This is a genomic window from Nostoc sp. CALU 1950, from assembly GCF_051172895.1.
Taxonomy (GTDB): Bacteria; Cyanobacteriota; Cyanobacteriia; order Cyanobacteriales; family Nostocaceae; genus Nostoc; species Nostoc edaphicum_A.
In genome coordinates this window covers 13156-29272 of the sequence record NZ_JBDNJQ010000100.1, presented here as the reverse complement: position 1 = coordinate 29272, position 16117 = coordinate 13156, and the positions used below count along the sequence as shown (strand labels likewise).

General features: G+C 41.6%; 15 protein-coding genes. 8 read left to right on the top strand and 7 right to left on the bottom strand.

Annotated features, from left to right (window positions below; all coding sequences use genetic code 11):
* Positions 1-247 precede the first annotated feature (247 nt).
* A complete protein-coding gene (locus ABF638_RS24095; protein ID WP_435025464.1) occupies positions 248-931 on the top strand; it encodes an ATP-dependent Zn protease in 684 nt (227 codons plus the stop codon).
* A gap of 146 nt (positions 932-1077) precedes the next feature.
* On the opposite strand, the gene ABF638_RS24090 is transcribed toward ABF638_RS24095, so the two are convergent.
* Positions 1078-2274: a glycoside hydrolase family 10 protein gene (locus ABF638_RS24090; RefSeq protein WP_435025463.1), complete on the bottom strand. Its 1197-nt coding sequence runs from the start codon at positions 2272-2274 to the stop codon at positions 1078-1080.
* Positions 2275-2718: 444 nt separating this feature from the next.
* Between ABF638_RS24090 and bchI the strand changes: the two genes are divergently transcribed.
* The gene (gene bchI, locus ABF638_RS24085; protein WP_435025462.1) at positions 2719-3843 is read left to right on the top strand and encodes a magnesium chelatase ATPase subunit I; all 1125 of its coding nucleotides are present in this window, start codon (positions 2719-2721) and stop codon (positions 3841-3843) included.
* 167 nt (positions 3844-4010) lie between these two features.
* Positions 4011-4307: a hypothetical protein gene (locus tag ABF638_RS24080; protein WP_069071595.1), complete on the top strand. Its 297-nt coding sequence runs from the start codon at positions 4011-4013 to the stop codon at positions 4305-4307.
* A 233-nt stretch (positions 4308-4540) separates the two neighbouring features.
* Here the strand turns inward: ABF638_RS24080 and ABF638_RS24075 are convergent, their stop codons facing one another.
* Both ABF638_RS24075 and ABF638_RS24070 read right to left on the bottom strand, forming a co-directional pair.
* Positions 4541-5635: a nucleotidyltransferase domain-containing protein gene (locus tag ABF638_RS24075; RefSeq protein WP_435025461.1), complete on the bottom strand. Its 1095-nt coding sequence runs from the start codon at positions 5633-5635 to the stop codon at positions 4541-4543.
* A gap of 178 nt (positions 5636-5813) precedes the next feature.
* Positions 5814-6047 carry a Nif11-like leader peptide family natural product precursor gene (locus tag ABF638_RS24070; RefSeq protein ID WP_069071597.1) on the bottom strand — a complete coding sequence of 78 codons (234 nt, stop codon included), beginning with the start codon at positions 6045-6047 and terminating at the stop codon, positions 5814-5816.
* A 506-nt stretch (positions 6048-6553) separates the two neighbouring features.
* On the opposite strand from ABF638_RS24070, the gene rplU reads away from it, so the two are divergent.
* The 3 genes from rplU to ABF638_RS24055 all read left to right on the top strand — a co-directional run bounded on the left by rplU (position 6554) and on the right by ABF638_RS24055 (position 8372).
* Entirely contained in the window at positions 6554-6961 is a 408-nt protein-coding gene (gene rplU / locus ABF638_RS24065) for a 50S ribosomal protein L21 (RefSeq protein ID WP_435025460.1), read from the top strand.
* 34 nt (positions 6962-6995) lie between these two features.
* Positions 6996-7292 carry a 50S ribosomal protein L27 gene (gene rpmA / locus ABF638_RS24060; protein ID WP_069071599.1) on the top strand — a complete coding sequence of 99 codons (297 nt, stop codon included), beginning with the start codon at positions 6996-6998 and terminating at the stop codon, positions 7290-7292.
* A 363-nt stretch (positions 7293-7655) separates the two neighbouring features.
* A complete protein-coding gene (locus tag ABF638_RS24055; RefSeq protein ID WP_435025459.1) occupies positions 7656-8372 on the top strand; it encodes a molybdopterin-dependent oxidoreductase in 717 nt (238 codons plus the stop codon).
* A 13-nt stretch (positions 8373-8385) separates the two neighbouring features.
* On the opposite strand, the gene ABF638_RS24050 is transcribed toward ABF638_RS24055, so the two are convergent.
* The 3 genes from ABF638_RS24050 to ABF638_RS24040 form a co-directional block, all read right to left on the bottom strand.
* Positions 8386-9153, bottom strand: a complete 768-nt coding sequence (locus ABF638_RS24050) for a Uma2 family endonuclease (protein ID WP_435025458.1) — start codon at positions 9151-9153, stop codon at positions 8386-8388.
* A gap of 61 nt (positions 9154-9214) precedes the next feature.
* The gene (locus ABF638_RS24045) at positions 9215-10267 is read right to left on the bottom strand and encodes a GNAT family N-acetyltransferase (RefSeq protein WP_435025457.1); all 1053 of its coding nucleotides are present in this window, start codon (positions 10265-10267) and stop codon (positions 9215-9217) included.
* Positions 10268-10342: 75 nt separating this feature from the next.
* Positions 10343-11215, bottom strand: coding sequence for a GNAT family N-acetyltransferase (locus ABF638_RS24040; RefSeq protein WP_435025456.1), 873 nt, complete (start codon positions 11213-11215; stop codon positions 10343-10345).
* A gap of 291 nt (positions 11216-11506) precedes the next feature.
* Here ABF638_RS24040 and ABF638_RS24035 point away from each other — a divergent pair, with 291 nt between their 5' ends.
* Positions 11507-12952 (top strand): hypothetical protein, encoded by a 1446-nt coding sequence (locus tag ABF638_RS24035; protein WP_435025455.1) that lies wholly within the window; start codon positions 11507-11509, stop codon positions 12950-12952.
* Between the two features lie 83 nt (positions 12953-13035).
* Here the strand turns inward: ABF638_RS24035 and fusA are convergent, their stop codons facing one another.
* Complete coding sequence (gene fusA, locus ABF638_RS24030; protein ID WP_435025454.1) at positions 13036-15039, bottom strand: elongation factor G; 2004 nt, start codon at positions 15037-15039, stop codon at positions 13036-13038.
* A gap of 314 nt (positions 15040-15353) precedes the next feature.
* On the opposite strand from fusA, the gene ABF638_RS24025 reads away from it, so the two are divergent.
* Positions 15354-15953: a macro domain-containing protein gene (locus ABF638_RS24025; RefSeq protein WP_435025453.1), complete on the top strand. Its 600-nt coding sequence runs from the start codon at positions 15354-15356 to the stop codon at positions 15951-15953.
* Positions 15954-16117 lie beyond the last annotated feature (164 nt).

The following is a 16117-nucleotide window of genomic DNA, read 5'->3' as shown; positions in this document are numbered from 1 at the left end:
TCGAAGCTCTATTTCATGAAGCTTTATTCTGTGCAGCTTCTTAGAGAATTGGTATAAGGTCACATTATGTCTGCGACTGGAAAAGCAGCCATCATTCTAGTGATAGAGAAAACATCCGTTGTTAAGCCAGTAATTTAATTAGGTATGAGATGAAAAAATTAGGTGATCGCTACAACTCGCTTGATACAAAAGCTGTGCGATCGCCTCATAATAAAGAAAGATTAAGCAGATTCTCAGAAAACTCTCGATGAGCCAAACTAGCCTAAATTTAGTTGCAATATCTATCTTTCTCATGACCCTATCAGTACTGGTGGGACCGTTCTTAAACTTATCACCGGCAGTACCGGCACTTGCTACCTTCACCATCTTAGGCATAGCGACATTAGATAGTTTCAGCCTACAAGGCAAGGGTGGTACCATCTTTGTAGATTGGATAGCTGGTTTTTCAAGTGAACACCGCGATCGCATCGTCCACCACGAAGCTGGGCATTTCTTAGTTGCTTACCTGTTGGGTATTCCCGTTACCGGCTACACACTCAGCGCTTGGGAAGCCTGGAAACAGGGGCAACCTGGGCAAGGCGGCGTTAGCTTTGATGATGACGAATTAGCATCTCAACTAGAAGCGGGTAAAATTAGTGCCCAAATGCTAGACCGCTACTGCACTGTTTGGATGGCGGGTATTGCTGCTGAAACCCTAGTTTTTAATAATGCTGAGGGTGGATCTGATGATAAAAGCAAGCTGATAGGAGTCTTGACAATGTTAGGCTTTTCGGAATCAGTTTATCAGCAAAAACTGCGGTTTCATGCCCTCCAGGCAAAAACTCTACTGCAAGAAAATTGGTCTAGCTACGAGGCTTTAGTTAATGCCATGCGACAACGCACTTCGGTAGAAGATTGTCATGCTGAGTTAGGAGTCGGAAGTGGGGAGTGAGTACAGGCTGGCGAATGATGGATTATACCTTTTAGAATTACAGGCGATCGCACTACTACAATGTCTCAGCTAGTTTTGAGGGTTCGTAGTAAGAACTTTAGTGCTTAGAAAATCAGGACTAAAGTCCTTACTACGAACTTGCTTCTTCAATCAACTCTGGCGCGGAGTGCGGGAGATGGAAAGAGAGTTCCAAATGCAGCTTGTCGCTCGTTTAAAGGTTCTAACGCATCATTCCAAAGGCTTTCATAATAAAAGAAGGTTACGCCTAAACCGCGTTCTTGAGCAGCCCGCACCTGAGACTTAATTTGCTGCATGGGAACTGGGTTATTTCGTAACCCTGTCATAATGCCAATTCCAGTTGGAATTGTTTGTTGCGCTTCTTGAATTTCTGGGCGGGAAATATTTGCCACAAAACTTTGCAGATCGGGACGATAAATTTGCACAATTAACTCGTCCACAATATTTTGTCGCATCCAACTTAGCCAATCTTGCAGGTGAAACTTGTAAGCAAAATCATAGTAATTGGGAGAAACAGAGAAAATCGCCTGGGGTTTTCTCTGCTTTACCGCTTGGTTAAGTTGTACCATGAACGCCGTAATTTTATCTGCCCGCCACTTTATCCATGCCTGATCTTGGGGATTAGTTGGGGGAGGATTTTTAGTTTCTTTGGTGTATAAAGCAACCGTATATTGGTCGTAACCAAACTCGTGGGGCAAACTCATGTGATCGTCAAACTGAATGCCATCGGCATCATATTGGGTAACAGTTTCCAGCACAAGATTGGTGATGAACTGTTGCACTTGGGGATGGAAGGGATTAAGCCACATCACCTCACCCGCTGCACTGATTGAAGTTTGGCTACCATCCCGCTTTTGTGTGAACCAATCTGGATAATTCAGTGCAAGTTCTGAGGTTGGGGGAGCCATAAAACCAAACTCAAACCAGGGAATTACTAGCAATCCTTGGCGATGGGCTTGAGTAATCAGGTCTGCAAGAATATCATGTCCATCAGAACCTTTGTAGACAAAAGGTTGAATACCTGCACGTTGCGCGATCGCACTGGGATACATCACATAACCAGAATTCCACACCACAGGATAGATTGTGTTGAAGTTCATCCCCCGCAGCTGAGTTACCGCATCCTGCACTTTGGCGCGATTCTTGAGGGTGTCAAAATCATTAGTAGTCATCCAAACCCCGCGAATTTCCTGACGGGGTATCTGTGCGATGGCAGGAGTGAAACTGTCTACCAGTAATACCGTAACAAAGGATATTAAAATGAGAATCGGAAAAAGAGACTTGAGCGCTCGCCGCCAAATTTGAACAATAAAAGGTGATTTCATAGATTTGAATGATGCATTAGCTACCCACACACGCCATTGCTCGTTTTTAAAATTGAATCTACTAACCATATAGTTTACAAGTATTTATGCTTACTACAGGATTGATGAGTTGGTAGTTGTTCGTTCCCTGCTTATGGAACTTTTGCACCAGAAAAACTAAAGCAGACAAATTAAGATAGTTGACGCAGCTAATAAGCATTTGTGCCCAATAGATATTGGTATGGGGAATTGGGCATTGGGAATTGGGCATTGGGCATTGAAAAGAGGCAGAGGGACACAAAGCTTGGAACAGAGGAGAAAGAGATAATTTTTTATTCTACTCCCTGCTCCCCTGCCCCCCTACCCCCTGCTTCTTCCTCATCCCCCTGATCTTCACATTCCTCCACGCCCTACCTGTGTCACAATAAATAACTGTAATAAGAAAAATATTGTTAAGGTAATTTAGTGAGTCCAACTGCTCAATCCACGGCAAGTGCGCGTCGCGTAGTATTTCCTTTTACGGCAATCGTGGGCCAGGAAGAAATGAAACTGGCGTTGCTATTGAACGTGATTGACCCCAAAATTGGTGGTGTAATGATCATGGGCGATCGCGGCACCGGGAAATCCACAACTATCCGGGCGCTGGCGGATCTGCTGCCAGAAATTTCTGTGGTTGCCAATGATCCCTTCAGTAGTGATCCTAGCGACCCCGACTTAATGAGCGATGAAGTCCGCCAACTGTTAGAACAAGGGGCGGAAATTCCTGTAGCTCACAAAAAAGTCCAAATGGTAGACCTGCCACTAGGAGCCACAGAAGACCGAGTTTGTGGCACAATCGACATTGAGAAAGCTTTATCTGAAGGTGTCAAAGCCTTTGAACCGGGACTACTGGCAAAGGCTAACCGAGGTATTCTCTATGTGGATGAAGTCAACTTACTAGACGACCATCTTGTAGACGTGTTACTCGACTCCGCCGCCAGTGGATGGAACACTGTAGAACGGGAAGGTATTTCTATTCGTCATCCAGCACGTTTCGTTCTTGTGGGTTCTGGAAATCCAGAAGAAGGCGAACTACGCCCCCAACTGCTCGATCGCTTTGGGATGCACGCAGAAATTCACACAGTAAAGGAACCAGCCTTGCGGGTGCAAATCGTAGAACAACGGGCGGATTTTGATCAAAATCCTCCAACATTTCTCGAAAATTACAAACCCCAGCAAGAAGCATTGCAAGAGCAAATTGTCAATGCTCAACAGCTTTTGCCAAAAGTGAACATGGACTATGATCTGCGGGTGAAAATTTCTGAAGTCTGTTCAGAACTGGATGTAGATGGTTTGCGAGGCGACATTGTTAGTAACCGCGCCGCCAAAGCCTTAACAGCTTATGAAGGACGCACTGAAGTTACAGTTGATGATATCCATCGCGTAATTACGCTATGTTTGCGTCACAGACTGCGGAAAGACCCCTTAGAATCGATTGATTCTGGCTACAAAGTCGCCAAAGTTTTTAGCCGTGTCTTTGGCGTCGAACTACCAGAAAGTGATACTGCACAAAAGAACGGCACAGGTCAAAAGTTAGGAGCTAGGGGTTAAAAGTTAGGAGCGGAGCCGGAAACGCTCCGCCTCCGGTGAAGAATTAATAGTTAAGAGTTTTGAATGGAAAGCTGCTTCATATCTCACAACTTTAATTCCTCAATCAGCACTGACTATAAATCACAACTCCTAACTCTTAACTCAGCACTTAGCACTCAGCACTGAATATGAGATTTTGGTCTTTTTGGTTCAACAGCTTTATTCTATCTAGCCAATACGATCCGCCCAGGTTTGTAGAGTTATTGATGCTCTTATTAGCGATCGCTATGCTGGCAATAGGCAGTATTTTACCCGACAGGCCCTATTTAATTTTATGCTTGAGCTTATTAGTTGGGTCATCTATTTCTATTTTAGTGCGGGAAGCGATCGCCCCCTCACCCCAGACACGAATTACCCAACTAACAGCATCTCTATTGCTCATCATCAGCCTATATGGCTTTGCTGACTTAATGTATACTCTTTAAAATTAGTCATTTGTTATTTGTCCTTTGTCCTTTGTTAGTTATAAGCCAATACGCTTGGGTTAAGGTTTATTGGTGTAGGTAATTGGTCTTTGAAGACGCGATTTATCGCGTCTCTACATGAGGGTTCTGTTGCTCATTCTGAACTGTGTTGAGTTATAAACACCAATAGACCAATGACCAATGACCAATGACCAATGACCAATGACCAATGACTAATGACTAATGACTAATGACTAATGACTCCATTTTTGCATTTCCACCAATTCCATACACAACTCATTAATTTGCTCTAAATCAGGTTTATGAGGTAGGGCAGATTGTTCGCAAACAATTTCCATTTCGGCAACCAAATCTTCTGCCATTTTCATTACCTGCTCATAAGAATACTCACCCTTTAAAATAGCTTTTAAATCCTCAACATCACCAGCTATTCTTCTATCTACAATCACTTCACCGTGCCGTAATATTTCTACTCCACTGCGTAACAATCTAATGCAGTGCATTCCATGTTTGAGGTCAAAACCCGATTTTCTTTCCATTTCTGCTCTAGCCGGATTTCTATTTTCCTGCCAAGATAAGTAAGCCTTCCATTCTCTTAAAGCTATTTGATAGCTTTGACTTTTCTGAAGCAGACGAATAAAATCTTTACGGCTATTGGTTAACTTTTGGGTATATTCCAAAGTTTCATCGGGTAAAGTATATTGTTTTAACACTCCTTTAAAATCAATATCTGCTGTCAGCAATTGATATAATTGTTCCGCTTCTTCCAAAAACTCAATCCGTCCTCTGATTAAGTTATAAAGATACTCCAGAAAAGCATTTAGCTCATCTTTGCCCAGAGGTGCTTCGTCTTCTATAGCGAAGTCAGATGGTATCGGTTTTTTTTGCGGTGGTTTTAACAACCACTTACGATGAGTTTCCATCTTTTTGATTTGAGCAAAGGCATAACCAGTGTAAGTATGTTTTACCTTTTTACTCAAAAATAACTGTTTATGATTAATTAAATGCTGTCCTACTGTGTTTAGAAAAGGATAGTTATTTAACCAGAGCAATTCTAAAACATTAGGATTTGCACCTGCTAATAACTGGAGGATTTTTCTTAATTCATATATAACTGTGTCTTTGTTACCATCAACGAATGGAAATATTCCTGGTTCATCCCAACCAGTATCTTTTTGTTCTATGCGATCAAATCCCAAGTAGTACCTTTTGGGTGCGATAAATACTCCCCGATAATCCAAGTCTGAATCAGGACGATTTAAACCATAGCCGTGGCTACCAGCCAAACCAATTAAAATAGTTCTTTGCTCAACTTCTATTCTTTTCATATCACCTGATTAAAATATAGTCATCCTAACTCATGAGTTAAGCAGGTGGGAAGATAGCAATTAGAGTTGCTTAGTTTAATAGAAATGCTCCTAAAGGTGATGATGCAACGGTATCCCCTTGAGGAGCATAATGTGTCAATTCAGTTGTTCCTATACTTTCGGTTTCCCAGAACAGGAATTATCTAGGATTAAGGTGGCGTCTAGTCCCCCATCCTGGATTGACAATGGCGGCTAAATCTTCTTCAGATAATTTGTTGATTTCGCTGTCCAGTTCTTCAACGGTGAAATCATAGCCACGCTCTTGAGCAATCTTGATAAATGCTTCTGGATTAGCTGTTGCTTTGAGTTTTTGTTGTAATGCTTGATCTGCTTTTACGGCTTGAAAAAGTCGGGCAGCATTTTGCTGTGTCATGACAATCCATCTCCTGTTTGAAATATCAGGTTTGAATGTGGTAATTTAATTCCTGGGGATTCACTAACTTCTGTAAAGATGTAAAGATTTTATAGATTTAGCATCTGATTACAATTTTAAAACGAAGAAGAAAAATGTGTTGATTTTGACAAGAAAGTATAACTTTTAAGTTAATACTTATGTTACTTTTTGATAAAACTCAGCCCTAAGATAGTAGTAATTTTTATCTAAAAAGCATTTATTCTGACTTGTAAAATTTTAGATATGGGAGTTTTCCCCTTGTCACCCCATCTCAAGAGTTTCCTTGTCCTCTTGGCTGACCAGACGCCAATGCCAAATCCAAAAAGCTTATTAAAGCTTGACTTAATACCTGTTAATAAAATAGTATGTTAGATTGTCTGTCTAATTCCTGCTCGGATCAGGTAGACATATTACAAAAGCTGGCAAAAGCGTCTCTATAAGAGATAAAAAACAGCTACCTGTACGGCAACCTCAAGGACGATTCCATGACCTACGCAATTATTGAAACTGGCGGCAAACAAATACGAGTAGAGCCAGGGCGGTTTTACGACATTGAACTGCTTGCGATCGAACCAGATGAAAAAGTTACAATAGACGCTGTATTACTCGTGCAGCACGATGGTGAAGTCACCATTGGACAGCCATTAGTAACAGGTGCGACTGTAGAAGGGACTGTAATGCGACATTACAGAGGTCGTAAAGTCCTGGTATACAAAATGAAGCCGAAAAAGAAAACCCGCAAAAAGCGGGGGCATCGTCAGGAAATTACCAGACTTATGATTGACTCCATCATCCTTAACGGTGCAGTGTTTGCTGCCCAAGGTGAAGCGGAGAAGGAAACCCCCGTTGTAGATGAGACTCCTGCCGAAGAAGTTGAAACTGCTGTTGAATAATAATAATTAAGAAGAAGATACAAAAGAGGAAATCATGGCTCATAAGAAAGGAACAGGTAGTACACGCAACGGTCGTGATTCTAATGCCCAACGTCTGGGTGTAAAGCGTTATGGCGGTCAAGTTGTGCGTGCAGGAAATATTCTCGTGCGTCAGCGTGGTACTAAATTCCACCCTGGTAACAACGTCGGTATTGGTAGCGATGACACTCTGTTTGCTCTAATCGACGGTGTTGTAATGTTTGAGAGAAAGGGCAAAACCCGTAAAAAAGTTAGTGTTTATTTACCTATAACTGCTGTTGAAGCAGCTCCTGCTGAGGCAGTAGCCAGTTAGAGTGTGAGGGTGGGTAATAGTGCCCACCCTAATTGCTAGTTAGTGCTGATGTGATAATCAGATTTGCATAAATATTCCCAGCAGTTGCTCAAAAGTTGCTTTGTTCCAGAAGTATTAAAGCGCAAAGATTATTGATTAATAGAAATATTACACAAAAAAATTGGATTGCGTAGCTTGCCGTCGTAGGCATCAATTTATTTATGCTAAGTCGCGTTCGCTCACTTCAGAATGAGGTTTAGCTAAAAGAATACTTAAATTAGGCTGTGGCTGACGTACCATCGATACCTGAGAAAATTCTGAGAATTAACTAAATTTCCTCAAGGGATAAATTTTTAGTGAAATCTATGTTTCTATAGAGGTTTTATGAGTCTGATTCTTCCCAAACGTACCCTATCTCGTCGTCGGTTACTGCAAGTATCTGGACTTTCAGGTGTAGGCTTTCTTCTAGGTGGCTGTGGAACAAATTTGTTTTCAGATAATGTACGGCAAATATCTGAGCCACTAAACCAAAGTCTTGAAGCACTCTTGCTAACTCAAAAACCCATACCTGAATTTCCTGTCAGCGCCATAGAAGCAGATAAATTGCTGGTTAATACCTTTGACTTCACTCCGCAAATTGATCCGGCACAGTTTCGCTTAATAATTGATGGTGAGGTCAATAATGCAATGCAATTGAGTATGGCAGATATTCAAAAACTTCCCTTGACTTCAATGGTGATTCGCCATGTCTGTGTTGAGGGCTGGGCTGCGATCGTTCAATGGGGAGGTGTGCGATTACGAGATTTAGTAGCGCTGGTACAGCCTAAGTCAAACGTCCGTTATGTCTATTTCAAATCTGCTGATGGCTATTATGAAAGCTGGGATATTGCTTCTGTTATACATCCTCAAACTCTCATGGCTTATCAAAAGAATGGACAACCCTTATCAGTTGATAATGGTGCGCCTATGCGCCTAGCATCTCCAATTAAACTAGGTTACAAGCAAAGCAAGTGGGTAACTCAAATTACATTCGCCAGTAATTTGTTACCTACTAAAGGCTATTGGGAGGATCAAGGCTATGAGTGGTTTGCAGGGCTATAAGGCAGGCAAAAAGCTAATCTAAATCGGGTTCAACGCCTAGCGCTCGCAATTGTGCAATCAACCGTTCAGCCCGTTGTCTTTCCTGTTCAGCCCGTTGACTTTCTTGTTCAGCCCGTTGTCTTTCTTGTTCTGTAGAAGTCAATACCCAACCGCCTGTCCAATCATACCAGCGCAACCAAGGCTGTTCTACATCTTGATAGCGTCCTTGCCATACACCCAAGCCTAATTCTAGTTCTGGTATCCAAAAGCGTGACTCTGATAGTGCTATCTCAGCATAACGACCGCCATCTAATTTAAACACCCTTAATTTATATTTGTACCGATCAAATACTACATAATAAGGCACACGTAGAATCCGCTCATACACTTCCCATTTTCCTGGTGGTTGCTTGATATCTCGCAATGTCTGCCCTAAGTCTTCCTTTTCAGTACCTGGAGACAGCAATTCAACCACAATAAAAGGATGAACGCCCTCTTGCCAAACGACATAACTTAAGCGTAAATCTCGTTGTTCGTAGAGACGGGAAACACCTAAAACGGCAAACCAATCTGGTCGCTTATACCACAGTGGATAGCGCGGGTCATAATAAACATTCAGATCGCTAGCAACAAATATCTCGTCGCTTGGATAATTTGCTGGACGAAAGGTTTCGTCTAAGAGACGAGGCTGCAATAAATGAAACTGATCGGGCAAACCAGGCTCCTCTGGGTCTTCACTGGGAAGATCATACATGGTCGGCAATACATCTTTTGGCGATCGCGGCGGGTCAGTTTGATACATCTTTTGGCAATCCTGATGATGAAACTTTCAGTTCTATTATGATTCAATTATTTTAAGTAACTCAACACCTTGCAGAACGCGGCAGCATAAATTTCTCGCCCTCCGCTGCAAATTTACCGCGAACCATCAGCACTGTTTCATCAAATGTATGGGTGAATGTTTGCACATCTCTGACATCGATAAGTTCTGGACTAAAGTAAATCACTACTTCTTCAATGGGTTGAGGTATCTTACTAAGAATATTCTTCAAAGAGCATATCTGCGTTGTCACTAGATCAAAAAGATGAAGTCGAGTATCTTCTATCTCCATGCAGGCGATTAAATCTAAATCTTCTGCATAGTATAAAGTACGACTTCCTTCATTGACGCAGAACACAGGTTTTTCGTTGACTACGCCAACTATATTAGAGACAGGAGCGCGTGTTTCCAAAAGTCTGTGTAACAATGTGTAATCTTTAGTATTGGTAAAATCCAGTGTTCTGAAGCTATCAGTGCTACCTGTGGAGTTACACTTAACCTTGAAGATGTGTTCTTCGATTACACGAAACCCAAAAGGTAAGTAAAACTCTGGTTGTGGTGTCGTCAGTACCAGGGTTTCGTAAATGCGATCGCGATCGCAATATCCTAGCACTTCCTCCATCACTTCGCGGTAATACCCTCTCCTGCGAAATTCTGCACGGGTAGCTACTCCATGAATTCCTCCCACAGTGAGCCTTTGTCCCATAATTTGCATAGGAATTTCTAACACTCCCACATGGGTAATAGCTATATCATCATGAAAGCGGATAAAGGGAGTTGAAGCTGTTTCCCAGGATGCACCTAATTTTCTTGCACATTCTGCTAAACTGCTGAGTCCGGGAAATGTGACTTCCATCAAGTCAAAAAGTTTATCGCTGATGCTGGGTTCAGCAGAGAATGAATGTTTAAAACGATACTGGCTCATAGTTAAAGTATTATTATCAACTACATTACATGCTACAATACCAATTTCAGCAAATTCAGAAAAAATAAAAATATAGGACTTACGCAAAATTACACGGTGTAAGAGCAATTCATGAATTGCCCCTACCTGAGAATAAGAGTTTTGACTATTATTTGCGTAAGTCCTAAACATAGCAAGGGCATAACTCGATTTTGGATTGTGAATAATTCAATCTAAAATCCAAAATTTAAAATCTAAAATTCGCTCTTAAGTTTGAGTCTCTTCAAATAACACTAAGCCATACTTCTCGCCAGTAGGCAAAAAGCCAATTCCTCGATAAACGGCTTGGGCTGCTTGGTTATTATGACCTGTAAATAGGATGGCACGTTTTACTCCCTGCGATCGCGCATCTAACAACGAGCCGGCTACCACACTTTTGGCGTAGCCTTTACCGCGCAGCAATGGCGGTGTCCACACTCCACCAATTTGCACAATATCAGGTAGGCTGGCATTGAAAGCAGAGTAGGAAACTGGGGTATCTCCTGCTAGCAAAACCCAATGCATAGCCGTAGTTTGATATGCTTCAATTGCGAGACGGCAAACAGGTTTTAAACTGGGAGTATCTCTTTGTCCTAAAGTTTCCATACTATAGGCAACACGCCATTCTGTGAGTAATTCCAACTCCTCTGGATGTGGTAAACGACACTGCACCTTTGCCGATGCTAAGGCTTGAGGTATTTGCAAGTCTCGCAGTATTAGAGAAAACAATATCTCAGACTCATCTAGCTGAGTTGTTCTGTTGCTAAGTCCCAAAACGCTTTTTGTCGCTTCAACTTGTGCTGCTGGGCCACTAATTCCAGAAATAGCACGTCCAGATTGTGCCACAACTGCTTGTACCACTTCTGGCAAATATACAGGGGCTTGGACTATTATCATCCCATTCCAAAAATGGGCTGCAACTGCCACTATACTTTCATTCGTGTAGGCTGCTACATAAGTTCCTTGAAATCTTGCACCTTGGTCAAGCAGTCCCGCCGCTCGCCAATTAGAGTGCAAAAACATAGAAGTATCGCTGTGTTGCAAGAGGAATGCTTCCAGCGATGCTTCATCTCCAGATTGCAGGGTTCTCAAAGTAGGCACAAAAAACTCCTGAGTGTTCAATTCAGTTTACTGAATAAGTGGTTTCGGGAATCACTCCAGGGATGTCTGACAATAAACAGCTTTACGTCTATGCAAAAAGTAAAAAGTACCCTTGAGTGTACTTTTTACTGCCCAATCGTATATTCCATGCTAAGAATGATGTGGATACAAGTAACAACTAAGCAAAAAGAAAGTAGTGGAGTATCTTGGCAAATTTACTCAAACTAATTCCACACATATTTACTACCCCTATTGAACACCTATCAATTTTAGAAAACAATTGGAGGCAAAATGGTTTCTAATGAAAATATAACTGATAATGATTGGAATTTGAATGAAAGCAGGACACTTATTCAGGCACTTATCAAAGATTTTTATAAGAACAACTTAAATAGTTTTGCCGATCCACTTAAAAAAGAAGGATTAGTAGCAGCAGGAAAAGAAATATCTCAAATAATTATATTGTTTAATCGACTTCAAAAACTAATTAATAGAAATACACCACAAAATATTTGGTGGGATAAAATACCGAGAATAGTTGTACCTGACAATAGAGATAAAATTCAAAGAGAACTGACTGAACTTTCTAAAGCTTTAATATTTGCAATAGAAGCTCTGCGTGAATCTTCATCGAATATAAATATTGCTCAAGCTATTAGATTTGACGTTGAACAAATTGTTTGTAAATATGAACATCCTGTTACAGGATTTATCATCAATCCATTTCTATCAGTCCACCGTTCACCATCAACAACGACTAAAGTAATTTTTGGACTCATCAGTGCCGTTTTTATATATGGAGGAATTACTTTTTCTTCGATCGCCGGACTTTGGATTTTCTCAGAAGTTGTTAATTATTACAATAACAATAATTATAATATCAACAAGAAAGCATTACAAAATGAAATTAAAGAGATCCAAAAATATACAGATAATCGAGTAGAAGCAATTCAAAATAAAGCTGAACAACAAAATAAATCAGAAAATGCAAATTCTACTTCTGAAGATAATGTTAATAAATTAAAACAAGGCAAAGAAGAAATAAAAGAATTAAGTACAATTTCACAAGAAAATGCAGAGTTTAAACGTCTGGAGCTAACAAGATTAAATAGTAATCTTACTGAATTAAATTCACAATATAGCAAAAGGCAGTCTGTAAATGAGAAGTATAATGAATTTCTTCTGCAACTAAGTTTAGCTATTTCGGCAGGAACATTAGGTAGTATTATCAGTATTTTAATCAGAATTGAAGAGTTTCAGAGTAAGAAATATTCTGATCCACTAACTCCATTTCTAGTTGGTGCTTTTAAACCAATGATCGGAGGAGCATTTTCTGTTTTATTTTTAGCTTTGATTAACTCTGGGATTATATTAATGTTTATTAATCCAAGTGTATTTAAGCTAAATCCAACTACCAATGAACAATCATCTCAAGACCAACAAAGGTCTCTAATTTTTGTAATAGCCTTCGTTGTTGGTTTTAGTGAAAGACTTGCAAAAGATTTTATCGGTAAAGCAGAAGAAATAGCAGGTGCTAACCGAGATAATCCGGAATCTCAACTAGTTACGAATGAATTAGCAACCGATGTAGATAGTTTAAATATTGTGCCAAATCAACTAGCTCTTAGTTGTTTAAAAAATAGTGCCGTTGGTTCAAAAATATTGCCCAATGAACTAGATATTAATGATTCGTTAAATGGTGCAGATGATTTAGACCCTAACAAAGGCGATCGCTAATCTCAACTAAAGCAATTCTATCTGATTTAAAAGGACACAGTATAGCATAACTGTGTCCCTAAATTAAACTACTTCAATTACGTTCACGACTGGCGATAGCAGGCAAACTCCATTGTAAAAGTAGCCATCCCAGAAGTAAGCGATCGCAATTCTGTAGAATACCCAAACATTCTCGCCAGTGCGACTTCTGCCCGAATCACCGTGTATCCCTGCATTGTCTCGGAACCCAACAACAAACCCCGACGAGAGGATAAGTCACCCTGAACCCTTCCCATAAACTCGTTGGGTGTTTCCACTTCTACAAGCATTATGGGTTCGAGGATGTAGGGTTTTGCTTTGGCGATCGCACCCTCAATTGCCTGATGCGACGCTGACCGGAAAGCCAATTCTGAAGAGTCAATTGGGTGATAAGAACCACCATCCAAAACGACTTTCACGCCAGTTACCGGATAGCCTTGCAGCTTTCCTGATTGCATCGCCTCACGGAAACCTTTCTCGCACGCAGGGATATATTCTTTGGGAATTGCACCCCCAACCACTCGATTCTCAAAGACAAACGGCTCGTCTGTGGGTTCAATCCACCCAGTAATATGGGCGTACTGACCAGGGCCGCCTGACTGTTTTTTGAATCGGTAGTCAAAGGTAGCTTGTTGTCCAATGGTTTCCCGGTACGCCACCGCAGGAGTACCAACGAAAACCTCGGCATTATATTCCCGTTGGATGCGTTCGAGGTAGATTTCCAAGTGGAGTTCGCCCATCCCAGAAATTAGAGTTGCTCCGGATTCGGGGTCGATGCTCAAGCGGAAGGTGGGATCTTCCCTTTGAAAGCGATTGAGTGCCTTGGAAAGGCGATCGCTATCTTCCTGTTTCTTGGGCGTAATTGCCAGCGTAATCACTGGTTCCGGCACAAACATCTTCTCTAGAGATACCAGTGGTTCCCCAGAACAGAATGTATCACCAGAAGCACAATCGACACCCAACAGAGCAACAATATCCCCAGCGACGGCAACTTTTACGTCTTCTCGCTTATTCGCGTGCATTCTCACCAAGCGACCAATTTGCACCCGCTGTTCAGTCCGCGAGTTGTAGATGGTATCACCGGGTTTGAGCGTCCCAGAGTAAATCCGGGTATAGGTCAACTGCCCAAAGGATTCAACGGTGAGTTTAAATGCCAATGCCACTAAGGAAGCATCAGGGTTAGGGTAGACACTCACCGACTCTGCGGTTTTGACCACTTCTCTATCTATCGGAGATGGTAGATAGAGCGTAACTGCATCCAATAAGTTTTGCACTCCTTTATTTTTGAATGCCGAACCCAGCAGTACAGGCGTGAATTTTAGGCTCAAGGTTGCTTGTCGGATGGTTTCCCAAATTAATTCTTTAGGAATTTCCTCACCCGCCAGTAGCATCTCGGTCATCGGTTCTGAGAACAGCGACAAAGTATCTAGCAACTTCTCCCGTGCCTGTTGTGCTTCATCTCTAAGAGGTTCGGGAATTGACTTTTTCACCCAGTTTTCACCGTTTTCACCCTCAAAGTAGTCAGCAGTCATTTCCACCAGGTCAATCACTCCCTGGAATTGGTCTTCACTACCGATCGGGTACTGGAGCAATACCGCATTTAGTTGCAAGCGATCGCGTATTCCCTGTACTACACGGAATGGATCTGCTCCCGTCCGATCCATTTTGTTGATGAACGCCAAACGCGGCACACGGTAGCGCTTCATTTGCCGATCCACCGTAATCGACTGGGACTGCACACCCGCCACAGCACATAGCACCATCACTGCCCCATCCAATACCCGCAGGGCGCGTTCCACTTCTATTGTGAAATCTACGTGTCCTGGTGTATCAATCAGGTTAATTTGAGTATCGTGCCACTGGCAGGTGGTAGCAGCGGAAGTGATGGTTATACCATGCAGCTTTTCTTCTGGCATAAAATCCATCGTTGCACCCTTACCGCCTCCCCGCACTTCCTCAATAGCGTGGATTCTGCCCGTGTAGAAGAGAATTCGCTCTGACAGCGTAGTTTTACCAGAGTCGATGTGGGCAGAGATACCAATATTTCGGATGCGTGTTCGGGGAATCATAAAATTTCCTTTTGTTCAAGCGACAAACAGTCACCAACTGAGTGGTGATATATTTTGTATTATATATGTAGTATATATAAAAGACAAGGCTGATAATACAGAAAAACCATTCTGACAATTCAGCTTATCTGGAAAACCTCTCTCTAAATCTCTCTCCTAAAAGGAGAGAGACTTTGAATTTTCCCCCTTCCCGCATCGGGAAGGGGGTTAGGTTTTTCGTGGGACTTTCCAGATGATATGAAAAGTCAGATAAACAGTTGATATTTGCCCTAGCTGACGTTTAAAATAGGTATTCAAGCGGAGGAAATGAAAGCTTGAAATTGATATTGGTAGCTCCCGACTCTTTGTTGTGTGCAGCCTTTCAACAGAATTTTGATTATTTACCCAATGTAGAAATAGTGAATAACTATTTCGAGTGGTTGCCAGATTTTGATTGTATGGTCAGCCCTGCTAACTCTTTCGGAATGATGGATGGTGGCATAGATGCGGCAATTATCCGTTTTTTCGGTCATTCCTTAATGGCAAGAGTCCAGCAGCGCATTCTTGAGGATTATTTGGGCGAACAGCCTGTGGGAACATCAATGATTGTGGAAACAGGTCATTACAAGCATCCTTTTTTGGCTCATACACCCACTATGCGAGTTCCCATGATTATTGCTGGGACAGATATTCCTTATATTGCGATGTGGGCGATGCTGCTGGCAGTTCGACACCATAATCAACACGCTAGGCAAAAAATTAACACCATTGCTTGTCCTGGATTGGGTACGGGAATAGGACGAGTGCCATATACTGAAGCTGCTAGACAGATGGCTTTAGCTTACGATCATTTTCTCTATCCACCCAAGCATCTCAATTGCATAGTTGCGGCTGAAAGACAACTTCAAATATGGGAAGGAGGAGATTTTAGGTAAGGTTTAAAAAACGCCCTAGTATATTATATTTCTGGGGCGATCGCTACTCTAACTAGATGACAGTTAAACACTTCTAGATAAATCTTAAATCATTCGTTAAAAGCTAGTAAATAACTTAATTATCGAAGTTATTTACTAGCTTCAAGTAAAGGCAATTTATAAAT

What these genes read in the sequence shown, in the direction of transcription:
- ABF638_RS24095 (WP_435025464.1), top strand. Translation starts at nt 248, where the DNA reads ATGAGCCAAACTAGCCTAAATTTAGTTGCAATATCTATCTTTCTCATG.
- ABF638_RS24090 (WP_435025463.1), bottom strand. Translation starts at nt 2,274, where the DNA reads ATGAAATCACCTTTTATTGTTCAAATTTGGCGGCGAGCGCTCAAGTCT.
- ABF638_RS24080 (WP_069071595.1), top strand. Translation starts at nt 4,011, where the DNA reads ATGAGATTTTGGTCTTTTTGGTTCAACAGCTTTATTCTATCTAGCCAA.
- ABF638_RS24075 (WP_435025461.1), bottom strand. Translation starts at nt 5,635, where the DNA reads ATGAAAAGAATAGAAGTTGAGCAAAGAACTATTTTAATTGGTTTGGCT.
- ABF638_RS24070 (WP_069071597.1), bottom strand. Translation starts at nt 6,047, where the DNA reads ATGACACAGCAAAATGCTGCCCGACTTTTTCAAGCCGTAAAAGCAGAT.
- rplU (WP_435025460.1), top strand. Translation starts at nt 6,554, where the DNA reads ATGACCTACGCAATTATTGAAACTGGCGGCAAACAAATACGAGTAGAG.
- rpmA (WP_069071599.1), top strand. Translation starts at nt 6,996, where the DNA reads ATGGCTCATAAGAAAGGAACAGGTAGTACACGCAACGGTCGTGATTCT.
- ABF638_RS24055 (WP_435025459.1), top strand. Translation starts at nt 7,656, where the DNA reads ATGAGTCTGATTCTTCCCAAACGTACCCTATCTCGTCGTCGGTTACTG.
- ABF638_RS24050 (WP_435025458.1), bottom strand. Translation starts at nt 9,153, where the DNA reads ATGTATCAAACTGACCCGCCGCGATCGCCAAAAGATGTATTGCCGACC.
- ABF638_RS24045 (WP_435025457.1), bottom strand. Translation starts at nt 10,267, where the DNA reads ATGTTTAGGACTTACGCAAATAATAGTCAAAACTCTTATTCTCAGGTA.
- ABF638_RS24035 (WP_435025455.1), top strand. Translation starts at nt 11,507, where the DNA reads ATGGTTTCTAATGAAAATATAACTGATAATGATTGGAATTTGAATGAA.
- fusA (WP_435025454.1), bottom strand. Translation starts at nt 15,039, where the DNA reads ATGATTCCCCGAACACGCATCCGAAATATTGGTATCTCTGCCCACATC.